The sequence below is a fragment of the Stappia taiwanensis genome, assembly GCF_014635285.1.
Classification (GTDB): Bacteria; Pseudomonadota; Alphaproteobacteria; order Rhizobiales; family Stappiaceae; genus Stappia; species Stappia taiwanensis.
Genome location: NZ_BMCR01000011.1, coordinates 102,146 through 118,264, shown reverse-complemented (window position 1 = coordinate 118,264; position 16,119 = coordinate 102,146). Strand labels below are relative to the sequence as shown.

Annotated in this window: 15 protein-coding genes and 1 tRNA gene; 11 read left to right on the top strand and 5 right to left on the bottom strand. The window is 67.8% G+C overall.

The features are described 5' to 3' along the window. Window positions 1-119: 119 nt before the first annotated feature. The 7 genes from IEV83_RS19415 (at window position 120) to IEV83_RS19385 (ending at window position 6,991) form a co-directional block, all read left to right on the top strand. Window positions 120-611 (top strand): flavin reductase family protein, encoded by a 492-nt coding sequence (locus IEV83_RS19415; protein ID WP_209003253.1) that lies wholly within the window; start codon window positions 120-122, stop codon window positions 609-611. Further along, entirely contained in the window at window positions 608-1,051 is a 444-nt protein-coding gene (locus IEV83_RS19410) for a MarR family winged helix-turn-helix transcriptional regulator (RefSeq protein WP_181761071.1), read from the top strand. Before IEV83_RS19415 ends, IEV83_RS19410 begins: the two co-directional genes overlap by 4 nt. A 371-nt stretch (window positions 1,052-1,422) precedes the next feature. Next, on the top strand, window positions 1,423-1,683 hold the full coding sequence (locus tag IEV83_RS19405) for a DUF4212 domain-containing protein (RefSeq protein ID WP_181761072.1): 261 nt from the start codon (window positions 1,423-1,425) through the stop codon (window positions 1,681-1,683). Between the two features lie 16 nt (window positions 1,684-1,699). Beyond that, window positions 1,700-3,487, top strand: a complete 1,788-nt coding sequence (locus tag IEV83_RS19400; RefSeq protein WP_181761073.1) for a sodium:solute symporter family protein — start codon at window positions 1,700-1,702, stop codon at window positions 3,485-3,487. 100 nt (window positions 3,488-3,587) lie between these two features. Beyond that, window positions 3,588-5,438, top strand: coding sequence for a DUF294 nucleotidyltransferase-like domain-containing protein (locus IEV83_RS19395; protein ID WP_181761074.1), 1,851 nt, complete (start codon window positions 3,588-3,590; stop codon window positions 5,436-5,438). Window positions 5,439-5,505: 67 nt separating this feature from the next. Further along, on the top strand, window positions 5,506-6,018 hold the full coding sequence (locus tag IEV83_RS19390) for a hypothetical protein (protein WP_181761075.1): 513 nt from the start codon (window positions 5,506-5,508) through the stop codon (window positions 6,016-6,018). A 34-nt stretch (window positions 6,019-6,052) separates the two neighbouring features. After that, a complete protein-coding gene (locus IEV83_RS19385; RefSeq protein WP_181761076.1) occupies window positions 6,053-6,991 on the top strand; it encodes an Acg family FMN-binding oxidoreductase in 939 nt (312 codons plus the stop codon). Window positions 6,992-7,027: 36 nt separating this feature from the next. Here IEV83_RS19385 and IEV83_RS19380 read toward each other — a convergent pair. From IEV83_RS19380 to hemC, 5 genes are all read right to left on the bottom strand, one after another. Then, window positions 7,028-7,103: transfer RNA gene (locus tag IEV83_RS19380), tRNA-Thr, on the bottom strand. Between the two features lie 204 nt (window positions 7,104-7,307). Next, on the bottom strand, window positions 7,308-9,164 hold the full coding sequence (locus tag IEV83_RS19375) for a heme biosynthesis protein HemY (RefSeq protein WP_181761077.1): 1,857 nt from the start codon (window positions 9,162-9,164) through the stop codon (window positions 7,308-7,310). A gap of 115 nt (window positions 9,165-9,279) precedes the next feature. Then, a complete protein-coding gene (locus IEV83_RS19370) occupies window positions 9,280-11,187 on the bottom strand; it encodes a COG4223 family protein (RefSeq protein ID WP_181761078.1) in 1,908 nt (635 codons plus the stop codon). Between the two features lie 104 nt (window positions 11,188-11,291). Then, window positions 11,292-11,990: a uroporphyrinogen-III synthase gene (locus IEV83_RS19365; RefSeq protein WP_181761079.1), complete on the bottom strand. Its 699-nt coding sequence runs from the start codon at window positions 11,988-11,990 to the stop codon at window positions 11,292-11,294. 13 nt (window positions 11,991-12,003) lie between these two features. Then, a complete protein-coding gene (gene hemC / locus IEV83_RS19360) occupies window positions 12,004-12,993 on the bottom strand; it encodes a hydroxymethylbilane synthase (protein ID WP_280633832.1) in 990 nt (329 codons plus the stop codon). Window positions 12,994-13,080: 87 nt separating this feature from the next. On the opposite strand from hemC, the gene tsaD reads away from it, so the two are divergent. From tsaD to IEV83_RS19340, 4 genes are all read left to right on the top strand, one after another. Then, window positions 13,081-14,205 (top strand): tRNA (adenosine(37)-N6)-threonylcarbamoyltransferase complex transferase subunit TsaD, encoded by a 1,125-nt coding sequence (tsaD, locus tag IEV83_RS19355; RefSeq protein WP_181761081.1) that lies wholly within the window; start codon window positions 13,081-13,083, stop codon window positions 14,203-14,205. Then, complete coding sequence (locus IEV83_RS19350; protein ID WP_244628254.1) at window positions 14,205-14,717, top strand: NUDIX hydrolase; 513 nt, start codon at window positions 14,205-14,207, stop codon at window positions 14,715-14,717. The genes tsaD and IEV83_RS19350 overlap by 1 nt, the downstream gene beginning before the upstream one ends. Beyond that, a complete protein-coding gene (locus IEV83_RS19345) occupies window positions 14,714-15,715 on the top strand; it encodes an NAD(P)H-dependent glycerol-3-phosphate dehydrogenase (RefSeq protein ID WP_181761082.1) in 1,002 nt (333 codons plus the stop codon). Before IEV83_RS19350 ends, IEV83_RS19345 begins: the two co-directional genes overlap by 4 nt. Window positions 15,716-15,831: 116 nt before the next feature. Beyond that, the gene (locus tag IEV83_RS19340; RefSeq protein WP_181761083.1) at window positions 15,832-16,119 is read left to right on the top strand and encodes a YciI-like protein; all 288 of its coding nucleotides are present in this window, start codon (window positions 15,832-15,834) and stop codon (window positions 16,117-16,119) included.

Sequence of the window (16,119 nt, the reverse complement as noted above, 5' to 3'; positions counted from 1 at the left end):
TTACGCGGAACCCCCATTCCGCGCAGGATGCAGAAAGAATTTTGCAGATCGTAGCAATATCATTATTATATGAAAAGGAATATTTTGAACTCTGAACGAACTCGAGGATCCGGATGGCGATGTCGACCGATCACCGCAGCCTGCGCCGCGCATTGGGCCGCTTCGTCACCGGGGTGACGATCGTTACCACCGTCGACGCCTCGGGCCGGCCGCTGGGCCTGACCGCCAATTCCTTCAACTCGGTGTCGCTCGACCCGCCGATGGTGCTGTGGAGCCTTGCCCGCAGCTCGCGAAACATGGCCGCCTTCGAGAACGCCGAGCATTACGCGATCAACATTCTCGCCTCCGACCAGACCGGGCTGTCAAACCGCTTCGCCCGCCCGGCGCAGGATCGTTTCCAAGGTGTCGACTGGCACCTGGGCACCTGCGGCGTCCCGGTGCTGGCCGGCGTCACCGCCGTGTTCGAATGCCGCAACAACACCCGGGTGGATGGGGGCGACCACGTGGTGTTTCTCGGGCAGGTCGAGGCCTTCGACCACGCCGATCGCGAACCGCTGATCTATCATGGCGGCCGCTATGCAACGCCGCACTATGGGATTTCCAGCCCATGAGCACAGAGCACCGGTTCGTCGACGGCTATCTGCTCTATCTTCTGGCCCGCGCCTCCAGCGTCGCCAGCGCCGAGTTTCACGACCAGGTCCGCGCCAGCGGGGTCTCCGTCGCCGTCTGGCGGGTTCTTGCCTCCTTGAAGGGAACCGACGGGCTGACCATCGGCGAGCTTACCAGCAGTTGCCTTGCCAACCAGCCGGCGATCAGCAAGACGGTCGACAAGCTGGTCGGCCAGCAGCTCCTCACCCGCACCACCGACCCCGACGACCGGCGCCGGGTCTGGGTCGAGCTCACCCCGCAAGGGGAAGCCCGGGCAGACGAACTGATTGCGCGCGCCCAGAAACACCAGGACCGGTTGATCGCGGCCATCGGTCTTGAGGAAATCGACACCCTGCGCACCGCCCTCACCCGGTTGATCGACCGCGCCCCGGCCAAGAAGTAGTTTTTCTCGAAAATTCAATGACCTGAATGGGGCTTTCTCCACTCGCCCCTGCGCGACTCCCGGTCCTCTTGTCACTGCCGTATTACCCGAATGTCGCGGTTCGCCCGCTCCGGACTTGCCTGTATTGTCGAGATCATGGTGATGACCGTGCGGCAGTTGCGCGGTCCATTGCTGGCCGGTCGAGCGGAGCGGATCCATCAATCGGCACGTGTGGACAAGGGCGATGACGCATGGCGAGAGGAGCGCCGATTGCGTCGGGCGGATCGGGACCTTGGAAGGTGGCGCCAGCGCTCCCTCCGGCCCAGTCGCCGCAAACCATGCAGATGCCCTTCCCCCCGCGCGAACGGAAAGAACAAAGTGGAGGAAATTGCATGAGCAGCGAAAGTGACTCCGGCCAGGCCTATTGGAAGGCCAATGTGAGCCTGATCCGGAACTGCCTGATCGTCTGGGCGTTTGTCTCGTTTGGCCTGGGCATTCTGTTCCGGCCCCTGCTGACTTCGATCAAGATCGGCGGCAGCGATCTCGGATTCTGGTTCGCCCAGCAAGGATCGATCTACGTCTTTCTGGTCCTGATCTTCTTCTATGCCTGGCGCATGAACGCCATGGACAAGAAGTACGGCGTCGAAGAATAGACCGGGGGGAAATTCGATGGATCTCAGGACACTTACCTATATCGTCGTCGGCGCGTCCTTCGCGCTTTATATCGGCATCGCCATCTGGGCCCGTGCCGGATCGACGAGTGAATTCTATGCCGCCGGCCGCGGGGTTCACCCGGTCACCAACGGCATGGCCACCGCGGCGGACTGGATGTCGGCCGCCTCCTTCATTTCCATGGCCGGCATCATCGCCTTCAATGGCTATGGCGCCTCGCTCTACCTGATGGGCTGGACCGGCGGCTACGTGCTGCTGGCCATGTTGCTTGCGCCCTATCTGCGCAAGTTCGGCAAATACACCGTGCCGGAATTCATCGGCGACCGCTTCTACTCGCAGACCGCCCGCATCGTCGCGGTGATCTGCCTGATCGTCGCCTCGATCACCTATGTGATCGGCCAGATGAAGGGCGTCGGCGTTGCCTTCTCGCGCTTCCTGGAGGTGGATGCCTCCACCGGTCTCCTGATCGGCACCGGCATCGTCTTCATCTACGCCGTGCTTGGCGGCATGAAGGGCATCACCTACACCCAGGTGGCGCAGTATTGCGTGCTGATCCTTGCCTACACCGTTCCGGCGATCTTCATCTCGCTGGCCCTGACCGGCAATGCTCTGCCGCAGATCGGCCTGTTCTCCGACCACGTGGGCAGCGGCCAGCCGCTTCTCGCCACGCTTGACCAGGTGGTGACCGATCTGGGGTTCAATGAGTACACAGCCCAAAGCGGCGATCCACTCAGTGTCCTCAACATGACCCTCTTCACCCTGTCGCTGATGATCGGCACCGCCGGGTTGCCGCATGTGATCATCCGCTTCTTCACGGTGCCGAAGGTGGCCGATGCCCGCTGGTCCGCCGGCTGGGCGCTGGTCTTCATCGCCCTTCTCTACACCACCGCTCCGGGCGTCGGTGCCATGGCGCGGCTCAACCTGATGAACACCATCCAGACCGGCGAGATCGGCGCTCCGGATGGCAATCTTGCCTATGACGAGCGTCCGCGCTGGTTCAAGAGCTGGGAGACCACCGGTCTTCTCAAGTTCGAAGACAAAAACGGCGACGGCCGGATCCAGTACTACAACGACAAGAACGAGGCCTTTAACGCCAAGGCAGCCGAGTTCGGCTGGAAGGGCAACGAAATGGTCAAGGTTGACCGGGACATCATGGTGCTCGCCAACCCGGAAATCGCCAACCTGCCCAACTGGGTGATCGCCCTGGTGGCCGCCGGCGGTCTTGCCGCGGCGCTGTCCACGGCGGCCGGTCTCCTGATGGCCATTTCCTCGGCCGTGTCGCACGATCTGATCAAGAGCATCTACAATCCGAACATCTCGGAAAAGGGAGAGCTTCTGGCGGCCCGTCTGTCCATGGCCGTGGCGATCATGATCGCCGCCTATCTCGGCCTCAACCCGCCGGGCTTCGCGGCACAGGTGGTGGCACTGGCCTTCGGCATCGCCGCCGCGTCCCTGTTCCCGGTGCTGATGCTGGGCATCTTCTCCAAGCGGATGAACTCCAAGGGGGCGATCGCCGGCATGCTGTCGGGTCTGATCATCACCGTGGTCTACATCTTCATTTACAAGGGCTGGTTCTTCATTCCGGGAACCAATATGCTGCCCAACAATGCATCCAACTGGCTGCTCGGCATCTCGCCGGAGGCCTTCGGTGCGGTTGGCGCGATCATCAACTTCGCCGTTGCCTATTTCGTCTCCAATGCGTCGGAAGCCCCGCCGCAGGAGATCCAGGAACTGGTGGAGAGCATTCGCGTTCCCTCCGGAGCCGGGGCCGCCGTCGACCACTAAGGCCGTCGGTCACCGTGACAAGCCTGAACCCCGCCCATGGGCGGGGTTCACCCCTCCCGGACCGGCCTGCCCGATCCGCTTTCCGGCGAAAGGCGCATTCATGACCGCAGATCCGGCCGCGCTGCACAGCTTCATTTCCCGCCATCACCCCTTCGACCTGCTGCCCGCCTCCGCGCTGGACACCCTCTCCGGCCTGCTCGATCCGCAGAGCTATCCGGCGGACGCCGAGATCCTCGACATCGACGCCCCGCTGGACGCGCTGCACATCGTTCGTGACGGCGTGGTCGACCTTTATTCTCCCGAAGGACGGTTGATTTCCCGCTCCGTGCCCGGCGAAATCTTCGCCGCCCGCAGCCTCTTGCGCGACGGTCGGTCCGCCCATCGGGCGGTCGCGGAAAGCGACACCACCATCCTGCGCCTTCCAGTGACCGTGTTTCGCCAGTTGCTGGAGCGCCACCCCTCCTTTGGCGCCTATTTCGACCGGCTGCGCAACACTCCCCAGCGCCGCCCCGCCGCCAACCCCGACAACGGCGCCGCCCTGGGGCTCGCCGAGATCCGCGATGTGATGATGCCTGCACCGGTGATCCTGCCGGCGAACACCAGCGCCAGGGCCGCGGCGGAAGTGATGCGCGACCGGGGCATCTCCTGCGTCCTGGTCGGCGCGAAGGACCACCTCGACGGCATCCTGACCACCAGCGACCTCACCACCCGGGTGCTTGCCGAGGGCCGCGATCCGCAATTGCCGATCGGCGAGGTGGTCACTCCCACGCCCCTGTCCCTGGCCCCGGGAGCCTTGTTGTTCGAGGCACTGCTGGCCATGAGCTCGCACGGCATCGGCCATCTGCCGGTCGTCGATGATGGCCGGCCCATCGGCATCCTGACCCGCACCAACCTCATTCAGCGCCAGTCCCTGTCGGCGGTGGCGATCATTTCCGACATTGGCGGTCTGACCGAGATCGCCGACCTTGCCGCCGTGGTCGGAACGGTGCCGCGCCTGCTTGCCAAGCTCGTCGGCCTTGGCGTCGAGGCGCATCGGATCGGCCATCTGATCACCAGCGTCACCGATGCCCTGACCCGCCGGCTGATCCAGCTGGCCGAGGCCGATCTCGGCCCGCCGCCCGTGCCCTATCTCTGGCTTGCCTGCGGCTCGCAGGGACGGTGCGAGCAGACCGGCGTGTCCGACCAGGACAATTGCCTGATCCTCGACGACGCCTTTGTTCCTGAAGAGCATGACGCCTGGTTTGCTGACTTCGCCCGCTTCGTCAGCGATGGGCTGGACGCCTGCGGCTACTATTATTGTCCGGGCGACATGATGGCGACCAATCCGCGCTGGCGGCAGCCGGTGTCGGTCTGGAAGGGCTACTTCGACGGCTGGATCGCCCGGCCCGATCCGATGGCGCAGATGCTGGCCAGCGTCATGTTCGACCTGCGGCCGATCCATGGCGAGGAAAGCCTTTATGCCGGCATGCACCGCGCGACCCTGGACAAGGCCCGGCGCAACTCGATCTTTCGCGCGCACATGACCGCCAATTCCCTGAAACACACCCCGCCGCTCAGCCTTTTCCGGGGCTTTGCCCTGATCCGCTCGGGCGAGCACAAGCACACGGTCGACCTGAAACACTCCGGTGTCGTGCCGATCGTCGATCTGGCCCGGCTCTATGCGCTGCAAGCAGGGCTCGAACCGGCCAACACCCGCGACCGGCTGATCGCCGCGCGCGACACCCCCGTGCTCAGCCCTTCCGGCGGCAGCGATCTTCTCGACGCCTATGACCTGATCTGCAACATTCGCCTCGCCCATCAGGCGCGGCAGGTGCGCGCCGGCCAGAAACCGGATAACTTCATGGCTCCGAACAGCCTGTCGGAGCTGGAGCGCAACCATCTCCGGGATGCGTTCGGCGTGATCAAGACCATGCAGTCGGCCATCAGCTACGGTCATGCCGCGCTGAGCTGACCGCACGGCCCCGAGCCCCGCACCGCATCCCGACACCGGCGAACAACCACGAAAGACGGCACAGAGCATGATTTTTACCCTGATCGGCACCTTTGTCCTCGGTATCGCCGTTGCCGGCACTTTCATCATCATCAATCGCACCACCGGTCGGCGGATGCCGGGCTGGATCGCCCCCTTCGCCGCCGCCATCGCCATGATCACCTTCACCATCTGGTCGGAATACACCTGGTTCAGCCGCACCGCGCAGGAATTGCCCGACAGTTTCACGGTGACTCAGACCTACGAGACCTCGAACCTGCTGCAGCCCTGGACCTATCTGGTGCCGCGCATCAACCGCTTCGCCGCCGTCGACATTGGCAGCGTGCAGATCAACGCCAAGGCCGCCCGCTATCGCCAGGTAAACCTGCACCTGTTCACCCGGCTGATGCCGCCGCGCGAGTTGCGCCAGGTTTATGATTGCCAGGGCCAGCGGCGCATCGACCTGATGCCGAATGAGACCGTCGACCCGGTCAGCCTGCCCGAGAACGCCTGGGAGCCGGTGGCCGGCGATCTTGCCACCGCCGCCGTCTGCGGCGTTTAAGCGCCAGCACTGACCGGAGCCCGAAAGGGAAGCCATGCCGCCTCGCGACCTGATCGAAGCCCTGCTCCGTCAGGCGGTGCGCGCGCCCTCCAGCCACAACACCCAGTCCTGGGCGTTCGAGCTTCACGCGGACCGGATCGGCCTTTCGGCTGACCCGGCCCGCGCTCTGCCGGAAAACGATCCCGACAATCGTGAACTGACCATCAGCCTTGGCTGCCTGACGATGACCTTGCGCGTGGCCGCAGCCGGCGCCGGGCTTGGCGCGCATCTGGTCAAGACCCCCCGGTTTGATGGCAGGGGGCATCTCGGCAATCTCCATTTCGGCGGTGATCCGGAGGCTGCGCTTGCCCCGCTGACACGTGCGATTGCCACACGGCGCACCCACCGTGGCCGGTATGAGGCCCGGACGCTTTCACCCGATATCCGCGACCGCCTGACCGCCGCAAGCAGCGAAGAAGGAGCATGGCTGGAGCCAATCCTCGACCCGGAGCGGCGCACGGCGGTGGCCTCTCTGGTTGGCGACGGCGACAAGGTGCAATGGGGCAACCGACGCTGGCGGCGGGAACTGGCCACCTGGATGCGCCCCAAAAGCGTCGGCGACGGTCTGACCTTGCCCGCTGCGGCAGTGCCGCTTGCCCGATATCTTGTGCGCCATGTGGATCTTGGCCGGGTGGTTGCCGCCGGCGACCGGAAGCGCGCGGCGACGGCGCCTTTCCTTGCGGTGCTCGGCACGGATGCCAACACCCCATCGGATTGGCTCAAGGCGGGGCAGGCCCTGCAACGCCTGTTGCTGGTCGCCGCAAGCCTTGGTCTGCAGGCCTCGTTTCTCAATCAACCCGTTCAGGTGGCGCCACTGCGGCCAAAGCTTCAGGAGCTTTGCCGGCACAAGGGCGCGGCGCAGATCCTGTTGTGTCTGGGATACCCGCAAGGGGAAAGCCCCGCCGCGCCGCGACGGCCGCTCGCGGAGGCCTGACAGCGAAAGTCTGATCTGAAAGAACGTTTGGGGAAGTGGTGCCGGTGAACGGACTCGAACCGCCGACCCCATCATTACGAATGACGTGCTCTACCAACTGAGCTACACCGGCGCACCAAATCGGGGCGGTAAGGCCCCGTATGTTTCCCTCATCGTTCAAAATCACCGCCCGCAAACCGGTTTGGTCCCGCACGCGAAGAACGACCGAGGTGGCCGCTTGATAGCGGACCGGGCGGCCGGGCGCAAGAGGGTTTTGCGCCTGACCCCATCGGTTTTCACCCGCCGCCGAAAAGGCGCCCGGGCCCCGGGCCGCCCGTCAGTTGAAGAAGCGGAACCCCGGCTTGCGCGGCGCCTCGTCATCCTCCTCCCCCGAGGCCCCATCCGGCCCCGGATCGTCCGGCATGTGCTTCAGCGGAAACTCGATTGGCCGCGAGGCGTCGCCGCCGGCGATCACATCGGCGACCGAGCCCGGTCCCTTCGCCGAAGCTGCCTTGCCCGTCCCGGATTCCGGCGCGGGCTTCGCCTCGTCCCCCACCTTGGCCCCGCCGTCACCGGTCGCCGCCTTCTTCTCCGGCGCGGGCTCCGTGCTCTGCGGCGCCTCGGTCTTCGCAGGCGAAGCATCGCCAGCCGTGGGCTTGGCCTCGGCGGGTTTCTCCATCTCCGTCTTCGCGGTTTCAGTCTTAGCGTCTTCCGCCGCTACATCGGCGCGCTCGGGCTGCGGTGCGGACGTCACGGCAGGCACTTCCGCATCACCGGAGGACTCGTCTTCCGCCTCCGTTGGCGTCGACGGCAGGATCACCAGCGCATCGTCTTCCGCCCCGCCGACCGGCTCGGGCAGTGCTTCCAACAGTGCATCGTCAATCGCCTCAAGCGCATCGCCATGATGGTCGAGGGTTGCCGGCGGCGTGGTCCATTCGAACGCATCGAGCCGCCCATCCACCGGGGACACCGGCGCCCAGGTCTCGCTCACCGCGCCATCCGCGACCCACATGGGATCCGCCGGTGCCCGTACCGCCCGGGCCAGCCATTCGCGCACCCGGCCCCGGTCGCCGTGTTCCTTCTCTTCCAGATCGGCCATCATCAGGAACACCCGCTGGGTCGGCGCATTGCGCAGCGCGCCCTTGAGCTGGGTCCGGGCCAGGGCGAAATCGCCCGCCTCGATTGCCGCCCGGGCCAGCGCCAGCGTGCCTTCCGCGCTATGGGCCCGCAGCGCCGCCAGCGTCTTGACCCGCTTCAGCCGGTCCTGCGCCGAATCGCCGGTGCGCGCATGCGCGTAGGCCTCGGCCAGCTCCGGATGCGGCGTCACCTTCCAGGCCGCCTCGACCACCTTCAGCGCCTTGCGGATATCGCCGCGCCGGGTGGCCAGCCGCGCCGCCAGCACCGCCGCCGGAACCAGCCCCGGCGCGAGGCCCGCCGCCTCGTTGGCCAGCGCCCGCGCGCCGTCCGGATCCCGGTCTTCTTGTTCGAGCGCATGGGCGGTGAGCAGCACCGCCTTGTGCCGGCGGAAGGTCTTCTTGTCGACCAGCTTGGCCGCGTAGTTCTTCTCCAGCGTCTTGATCGCCTCGGCCCAGTCGCCGGCCACCGCCTGATAGCCAAGCACCGCGCGCCCGGCCCAATCGAGACCGGGCACCAGCGCCGCCGCCTCTTCCGCATAGTGGCGCGCCGCCACCGGCTCGTTGAGCCGCTCCGCCTCCACGTAAAGCCCGTGCAGGCCAACCGGACGCAGTGCCGGATCCTCCAGCATCTTCTCGAACCGGGCCCGCGCCTCGTCATGACGACCGGCGAGCTGCGCGGTCTGGGCCAGCAGCAAGGCGCTGGCCGGCTCATCCTTCAGGAGCTTGGCCGCCTCGCCGCCATAGCGGGTCGCACCCGCCGCATCGCCAACGCCCAGCGCCAGCATGCCCTTGGAGAGGGCGGCATAGCCGCGATCCTTGCGCCGCCGGCGCCAGAACCGGCCGAGCAGATCGGGCGAGCGCAGGATGACCAGCACCACGTTCCAGACGATGATCGCCAGCGCCACGAACGCCACCAGCGCCACCGCCGCGGTCATCAGACCGGTTTCGATCCGGTAGCCCTGCCAGTCCAGGGTCAACATGCCGGGACGGTCCGCCACCCAGGCGAGACCGAGCGCCGCGGCAAACACCAGGGCGATGAAAATCAGTACACGTATCATGGCCTTGTTCTCCCCCTGAGGTCACCGACCGCCCGGCGCGTGCCGCGTCCCGGGTGATCCGGCGCACACCGGACATATCTTGGGCTCGGCGGCAACGCCTGCCTTTCGCATTCCCTTAGCCTCCGGATCCGGACAGGGAGGACAGCACCTCCCCGGTCACCTGATCCAGCAGCCGGTCGGCGGCAAGCCGCGCCCGCGCCGCCGCAGCCCAGTCGGCACCGGCCGAGCGAACGTTTTCCGGAAGGCTGTCATAGGCTTCCAGCGCGCCTGCAAGATCGCCCCGGGCGACCCGCGCCTCCATGCGGCCCAGCGCACCCTCTGGCGTTGCTGCATCGCTCTCACCCGGCTGCCGGATCGACACCAGAGAGCGGGCGTTGGACAGGAAGCTGTCGACGAAATCGCCCTGTGCCGGCTTGTCCAGCCGCGCCGTCATCGCCCGCGCCACCGGCGGGAACTCGGCAAGTAGCGCCTGCCGGGTCGCGACACCGGTTTTCGCCACCGCGCGCAGGGCACTGAGGTCGGTGTCCTTCGGCAAGGCCGAGGCGACGGCGGCAAGCTCGGTCTCGAACGGCCTGCTCTGATCGAGTGTCGCCTTCAGCGTCGATACGGCGATGGCGCGGGCGGCGGTTTCCCGCGCGCCGATGCCGCCAAGCTGTTCTTCCAGAGGTGCGAGACGACCCTCCAGGGTGGCAAGCCGTTCGCCAAGCGCCTCGCGCGCCGCGCCCGCTTGATCGCCCAAAGTGGTGACACGGGTGGCCAGGCTGGCCATCTCGCCGGCCCGTTCTTCCAGTTTCGTGCCGAGCGACGCGGTCTTCTCGCCAAGTTCCGTCACCGTCTGCGTCAACCCGGCGAGCGCGCCGCCGGTCTGGTCGAGACGCGCGCCAAGCGGCTCGACGCTGGTTGCCAGCGCCGCGATCCGCTCGCCCTGTTCGCCAAGGCTCTTGCGCATCGCGCCAAGGGTCTTGTCCATTTCCGCCTGGCTCTCCTGCAGGCTGGCCAGCCCGGCGGTTTCGCCGGCCCCGCCGGAGGAGACGAAGCGGCGCAATTCGCCAAGGCCCGCCTCGACCTCAGCCACCCGCGCGGCAAGCTCCTGCGCACCGGCGCCCTCCGCCGACTTCACTGCGGCTTCAAGCGCGGCAACCCGGGTCGTCAGCGCGGTCAGCGCCGTGCCGGTGTCACCGCCCTTGGCCAGCTCCGCAAGCCGATCCTCAAGCCCGGCGATGCGACTTTGCGTGGCCGCGACCTCCGCCTGCATTTCCTGCCCCGCTGGAGCGGAGCCTGTCGGCAGATATCCGCCCCGCTGCAGCCCGTAGGCACCGCCAAGCGCCACCGCACCGCCGGCCAGAGCGGCAATCAGAAGACCGCCGATGCCACTGCCGGATTGCCGTGCTGCCGGCTCTGTCTTGACCGGCTCCTTTGCCGGCGCAGCACCAGAGGATGTCGGTTTTTCGGCAGCGGCTGCACTCTTGTCGTCCTTGGTCGTCTCTGTCTGACCAGCGCCCGCCGCCTTGGGGGAGGACGCCGTGCCGGAGGCAGACGTGCCAGAAGCTGAAGTACCGGAGCCCGGCTTTGTCGAAGCGCCGCTGGCACTGGCCGCCGCACCGGTCGCGGCGGATTGCCCGACGGTCGCAGCCGGTTTCGCAGAAGCGGCCTGAGACGAGGCCTGAGCGCCCGTCGGTTTTGCCGCTGCCGGCTTGTCGCTCGCCGGCTTTTCAGCCGTCGTCTTGCCACCCGCCGCCTTACTGGCTGTCGTCTGGCTGGTTGCCTGGTCAGTGGTCTGGCCGGTGGTCGGGGAGGCGGCCTTGCCCTGAGCCGGCGTTTTGCCTTGGGCCGACGCCGATGCGCCGCGCGCCGCGGCGGCAGCCGTTGTGGAGCCAGAAGCGGTCTTGGCCGCCGCTCCGCCCTTCACTTCCCTAGCCTCCAGGTCGATCGTGACAGGTTTCCGGCCCGAAGCCGAGGCAGCCCCGGGCTTTGCCTTGCCGCTTGCGCCCTTGGAATCCGGCTTCTTGCTGTCAGCAGCCATCGACTGTCTCTCCCTTCCCGGGCGCTCGGCGCCCGCTGTCCATCCTCGCCCGTCCCGGCCCTGCCTTCAGGATCGCCGGTTTCGCAGCGCAAAACAAACCCTGCTTAACATGCAGCGTCAAAAAGCGCGATCAACGCCGCCTCGCTCGGGTTTTCGGCGACCGCCAATGCGCCGAAGGGCCGCAGCGGTGCCCCTGCGTTCTCCGACAGCGCATAGATCCGCAAGGGCGGCGGCGGCCGGTCGAAGCGCCCCAGCACATCGGCCAGCGCCTGTCCGCCCCGCCGCGAATACACCAGCACATGCCGCAGCGCGCCCGAGGTGAGTGCCTCGCGCACCCGCGCGGGCGGATCACCGGCCCGCTCCATGGCGTAGACCTCGCGCATCATGCAGCCAATTCCCGACCGCGCCAGCGCGGCGCACAGATCGCCTGAGCGGTGCCGCCCGGCAAGATAGAGCACCGGCCGCGCGGGACGCGCCATTGTGATCGTCTCGGCCAGCGTGTCCATGGTACCACCGGCAACCGTCACACGCGAACAGCCAGCGGCCTGCGCCGCCGCGCCGCAGGCCGGACCGACCGCGAACACCGGCAGGCCGGCGAGCCGTGGCCAGATCGGACGTGTCTCCATGGCCGCGATCGCCCGCGCGCTGGTCACCGCCAGCGCCCCGAGCCCCTCAGGCTCCGGCCAGTCGGTCACATCCAGATCGAACGGCTCGAACAGCGGCGCAACGACAGGCTCGTGGCCGTGGCGGCGCAAGAGTTCCGCCGTCCGCGAGGCGGCCGGTTCCGGACGTGTGACGAGCACCCGCGCCACCGGGTCAGACCTTGAAGAAATCCGGTCCGCCACGCCGTTTCAGCTCCGCGCCCGCATCCTGGCCAAGGGCCGCCGCCTGCGCCGCCGGCCCCTCACGCTCGGTCTCATGCGCCTCGCGCCCATCCGGCGACAGGATCAGCCCGCGAAACGACAGGGTGTCGCCCTCAAGCCGCGCCAGCCCGCCGATCGGCGTGCGGCAGGAGCCATCCAGCTCGAACAGGAACGCCCGCTCAGCGGCAAGGCAGATTTCCGTCTCCCGGTGATGAATCGGCGCCAGAAACGCCCGCACAGCCTGATCGTCGCCCCGGGCCTCGATGCAGATCGCCCCCTGTCCCACCGCCGGCAGGAACTCCGAGGTCTCGATCACCGAGGTGATCACGTGGGCCATGCCGAGCCGGCGCAATCCGGCATTGGCCAGAAGGGTCGCATCGACCACGCCCTCGGCCAGCTTTTCCAGCCGCCGCTGCACGTTGCCGCGATACATCACCACCTCGATATCCGGCCTGAGGCGCTTGATCATCGCCTGGCGGCGCAGGCTCGACGAGCCGACCACCGCCCCTTGCGGCAGATCCTGCAGCCGCGCGGCCTTGGGCGAGATGAACGCGTCGCGCACATCCTCGCGCGGCAGGAAGGCGACCAGCTCCAGCCCGTCGGGCAGCACCGTGGGCATGTCCTTGGAGGAATGGACGGCGATATCGATCTCGCCCGCCAGCATGGCGTTTTCCAGCTCCTTGGTGAACAGCCCCTTGCCGCCGGCTTCCGACAGAGGCCGGTCGAGAATCCGGTCGCCGGAGGTCTTGATGACGACGATCTCGAACGCTTCTTCGCTCAAGCCGTGGGCGGCCATCAGACGGGCGCGGGTTTCATGCGCCTGGGCGAGCGCCAGCGCGCTGCCGCGCGTGCCGATTCGAAGGATGCGGCCGGCGGGCCAGGCCTCGTTGCCTGCGTCCGGCTGCCCGGATTGTTGCGTGTGCCCGGATTGTTTTGTTTGCAAGGAGATCGTTCCTGGTGTTAGGCGGTGATGTCCGGTAGGCGGAGTGGAATGATAAGCCCTGACCTGTCGTCGGCCGATGCGGCCGGCATGATATCCCAATCGAGCGCCCCGGCGCCACTGACCGTGCTCGGCATCGAGACGAGCTGCGATGAGACCGCGGCCGCCGTGGTGCGTCTTGACGCCGACGGGCGCGCCCATGTGTTGTCCAACATCATACGCTCGCAGGCAAGTGAACATGCGGCATTTGGTGGCGTCGTGCCGGAAATCGCCGCCCGCGCCCATATCAGCCTGCTGGACCGGATCGTCCAGAGCGCCATGGAAGAGGCCGACACCGGCTGGGACGACCTTGATGCGGTGGCCGCCACCGCCGGCCCCGGGCTGATCGGCGGAGTGATCGTCGGCCTGATGACCGCCAAGGCGGTGGCCATGGCCGCCGGCAAGCCGCTGGTGGCGGTGAACCATCTGGAGGGCCATGCCCTCACCGCCCGGCTGACCGAGGATCTCGCCTTCCCCTATCTGTTGCTGCTGGTCTCCGGCGGCCACACCCAGTTCCTGCTGGTGGAGGGCGTCGGCGCCTACCGCCGCCTCGGCTCGACCATCGACGATGCGGTGGGCGAAGCGTTCGACAAGACCGCCAAGCTGCTCGGCCTTGCCTATCCAGGCGGACCGGCGGTGGAACAGGCCGCCGCCGCCTCAGTCGATCCGACCCGTTTTGCCCTGCCCCGGCCGATGCTCGACCGGCCCGGGATCGACATGTCCTTTGCCGGCTTGAAGACCGCCGTGCGCACCACCGCCCACGCCGCCGCGCCGCTGTCCCCGGCCGATGTCGGCGACCTGTGCGCCGCCTTTCAGAGCGCGGTTGCCGATGTCATTGGCGAGAAGAGCCGGCGGGCGCTGTCCCTCTTTTCCGAGGCCTACCCCGACACCCCGCCCGTGCTGGTGGTGGCCGGCGGTGTCGCCGCCAATGGCGCGATCCGCCAGCGCCTGTCGCAGATGGCCAGCGAGGCCGGCGCCCGCCTCGCCGCCCCGCCGGCGCGGCTGTGCACCGACAACGCGGCGATGATCGCCTGGGCCGGGATCGAACGGCTTCGCGATGCCGCCGCCCGGGGCGAGCGCATCGACGACCGCGCCGTGCCGCCGCGCCCGCGCTGGCCGCTCGACGCCAATGCCGCCGCCCTCCTGGGCTCCGGCCGCAAGGGAGCGAAAGCCTGATGGATGCCCGCTTCCTTGAAGGCGTCGTCGTCACGGCCATGCCGGAGCGGATCGACCGGATCAAGCACAAGGCCTATGTCTACCTGACCGTGGGCCGGGATCTCTTGGTCTTCCGCCAGCCGGACCAGCCCTATGTCGGGCTCCAGGTCCCCGGCGGCACCGTCGATCCGGGCGAAAGCCACCTGCAAGCGGCCTTGCGCGAGTTTTCCGAGGAAACCGGCCTCGCCTTGCCGCACGCGCTGGAGCCGATCGCCGAACAGACCGTGTTGTTCGACAACGACCAGGGGCGGGATGTGCATCTGCGCCGCCTCTACCATGCCCGCGCCCCACGCAAGCCGCATGCCTCCTGGGAGCATTTCGAGATGAGCCCCTCCGCCGGCGGCGACCCGATCCGCTTCGAACTGTTCTGGCTGGATATCGCCGAGGCCGCCGCCTCGCTGCCCGCCCGTTTCTTCACCGGCTTTCATGCCCCGCTGCCGGCGCTGTCGGACCGGCTCGGAGCCGGCGCATGAGCGAGATCCGGCGGATTGCCGTTCTGGGGGGCGGCGCCTGGGGAACGGCGCTTGCCCTCGTCGCCGCCCGCGCCGGCCGCGACACCGTGCTGTGGGCACGCGATCCGGCCACCGTCGCCGCGCTCAACGCACGCGGCGAGAACCCGGCCTATCTGCCCGGCCTGACCTTGACCCCGCGTCTTCCCGCCACCTCCGATCTTGCCGAGGCGGTGACCGGCGCCGATGCGGTGCTCTTGGTCACCCCGGCGCAGACCACCCGGACGATGGCCGCCGCGCTTTCCCCGCTGCTCGCCCCGGGAACCCCGGTGGTGCTCTGCGCCAAGGGCATTGAACGCGACAGCGGCCTCCTGCTGACCGACGTGCTTGGCGAAACGCTCAAGGCGGCCCGGCCGGCAATCCTCTCCGGGCCGAGTTTTGCCACCGACGTTGCCGCCGGCCTGCCGACCGCCGTCACCGTCGCCGCCACGGATGGCGCCCTCGCCGACGCCCTGTCCCAGGCCCTCGCCAGCCCGCAGTTTCGCCCCTACGCGGCCACCGACATCGCCGGGGTGCAGATCGGCGGCGCGCTGAAGAACGTGCTGGCCATCGCCTGCGGTGCCGTCGCCGGCAAGAAGTGGGGCGCGAGTGCCCTTGCCGCGCTGACCGCGCGCGGCTTTGCGGAGCTGACCCGCCTCGGCCTTGCCCTTGGCGCCCGGCGCGAGACGCTGACCGGGCTGTCCGGCCTGGGCGACTTGGTGCTGACCTGCGCCTCGCCGCAATCGCGCAATTTCGCCTTCGGCATTGCGCTCGGCGAAGGGGCGACGGTCGCCTCCCTGACCGAGAAGGGGCAGAAGCTGGCCGAAGGGGTCTTTTCCGCCCCCGTCGCCGTGGCGCTTGGCCGCAAGACCGGGGTCGACCTGCCGATCTGCGAGGCGGTGGCCGCCGTTCTGGCGGGCGAGCTCGACCTTGACGATGCGCTGACCCGGCTGATGACCCGGCCGCTCCGGCGCGAGACCTGATCGGCCCGGTTTCCCCATCTTGAAGACCGCGCCGTTCCGTCTATCCTTCCCGCCAGCGGCGATCGCCGATCCGGCGTCCCAGACAGACCGGCGTCCACGACAGACAAGGACCTTCCATGCTCTACGCCTTGATTTGCACCGACAAGCCCGGTGCCCAGCAAATTCGCCTCGACACCCGCGCCGACCATCTCGCCTTCCTCACCGCCATGGGCGACCGGCTGAAGGCCGCCGGACCGTTCCTCGATGACGATGGCGGCATGACCGGCAGCCTGGTGGTGATCGAGGCCGAAAGCCGCGACGAGGCGCTCGCCGTCTCTCAGGAAGACCCCTATGCGCGGGCCGGCCTGTTCGAAACCGTCGAGATCCGGCCCTGGAACTGGGCCCTCAAGAATCCGGAGGCCTGA

What these genes read in the sequence shown, in the direction of transcription:
- IEV83_RS19415 (WP_209003253.1), top strand. Translation starts at nt 120, where the DNA reads ATGTCGACCGATCACCGCAGCCTGCGCCGCGCATTGGGCCGCTTCGTC.
- IEV83_RS19410 (WP_181761071.1), top strand. Translation starts at nt 608, where the DNA reads ATGAGCACAGAGCACCGGTTCGTCGACGGCTATCTGCTCTATCTTCTG.
- IEV83_RS19405 (WP_181761072.1), top strand. Translation starts at nt 1,423, where the DNA reads ATGAGCAGCGAAAGTGACTCCGGCCAGGCCTATTGGAAGGCCAATGTG.
- IEV83_RS19400 (WP_181761073.1), top strand. Translation starts at nt 1,700, where the DNA reads ATGGATCTCAGGACACTTACCTATATCGTCGTCGGCGCGTCCTTCGCG.
- IEV83_RS19395 (WP_181761074.1), top strand. Translation starts at nt 3,588, where the DNA reads ATGACCGCAGATCCGGCCGCGCTGCACAGCTTCATTTCCCGCCATCAC.
- IEV83_RS19390 (WP_181761075.1), top strand. Translation starts at nt 5,506, where the DNA reads ATGATTTTTACCCTGATCGGCACCTTTGTCCTCGGTATCGCCGTTGCC.
- IEV83_RS19385 (WP_181761076.1), top strand. Translation starts at nt 6,053, where the DNA reads ATGCCGCCTCGCGACCTGATCGAAGCCCTGCTCCGTCAGGCGGTGCGC.
- IEV83_RS19375 (WP_181761077.1), bottom strand. Translation starts at nt 9,164, where the DNA reads ATGATACGTGTACTGATTTTCATCGCCCTGGTGTTTGCCGCGGCGCTC.
- IEV83_RS19370 (WP_181761078.1), bottom strand. Translation starts at nt 11,187, where the DNA reads ATGGCTGCTGACAGCAAGAAGCCGGATTCCAAGGGCGCAAGCGGCAAG.
- tsaD (WP_181761081.1), top strand. Translation starts at nt 13,081, where the DNA reads ATGATATCCCAATCGAGCGCCCCGGCGCCACTGACCGTGCTCGGCATC.
- IEV83_RS19350 (WP_244628254.1), top strand. Translation starts at nt 14,205, where the DNA reads ATGGATGCCCGCTTCCTTGAAGGCGTCGTCGTCACGGCCATGCCGGAG.
- IEV83_RS19345 (WP_181761082.1), top strand. Translation starts at nt 14,714, where the DNA reads ATGAGCGAGATCCGGCGGATTGCCGTTCTGGGGGGCGGCGCCTGGGGA.
- IEV83_RS19340 (WP_181761083.1), top strand. Translation starts at nt 15,832, where the DNA reads ATGCTCTACGCCTTGATTTGCACCGACAAGCCCGGTGCCCAGCAAATT.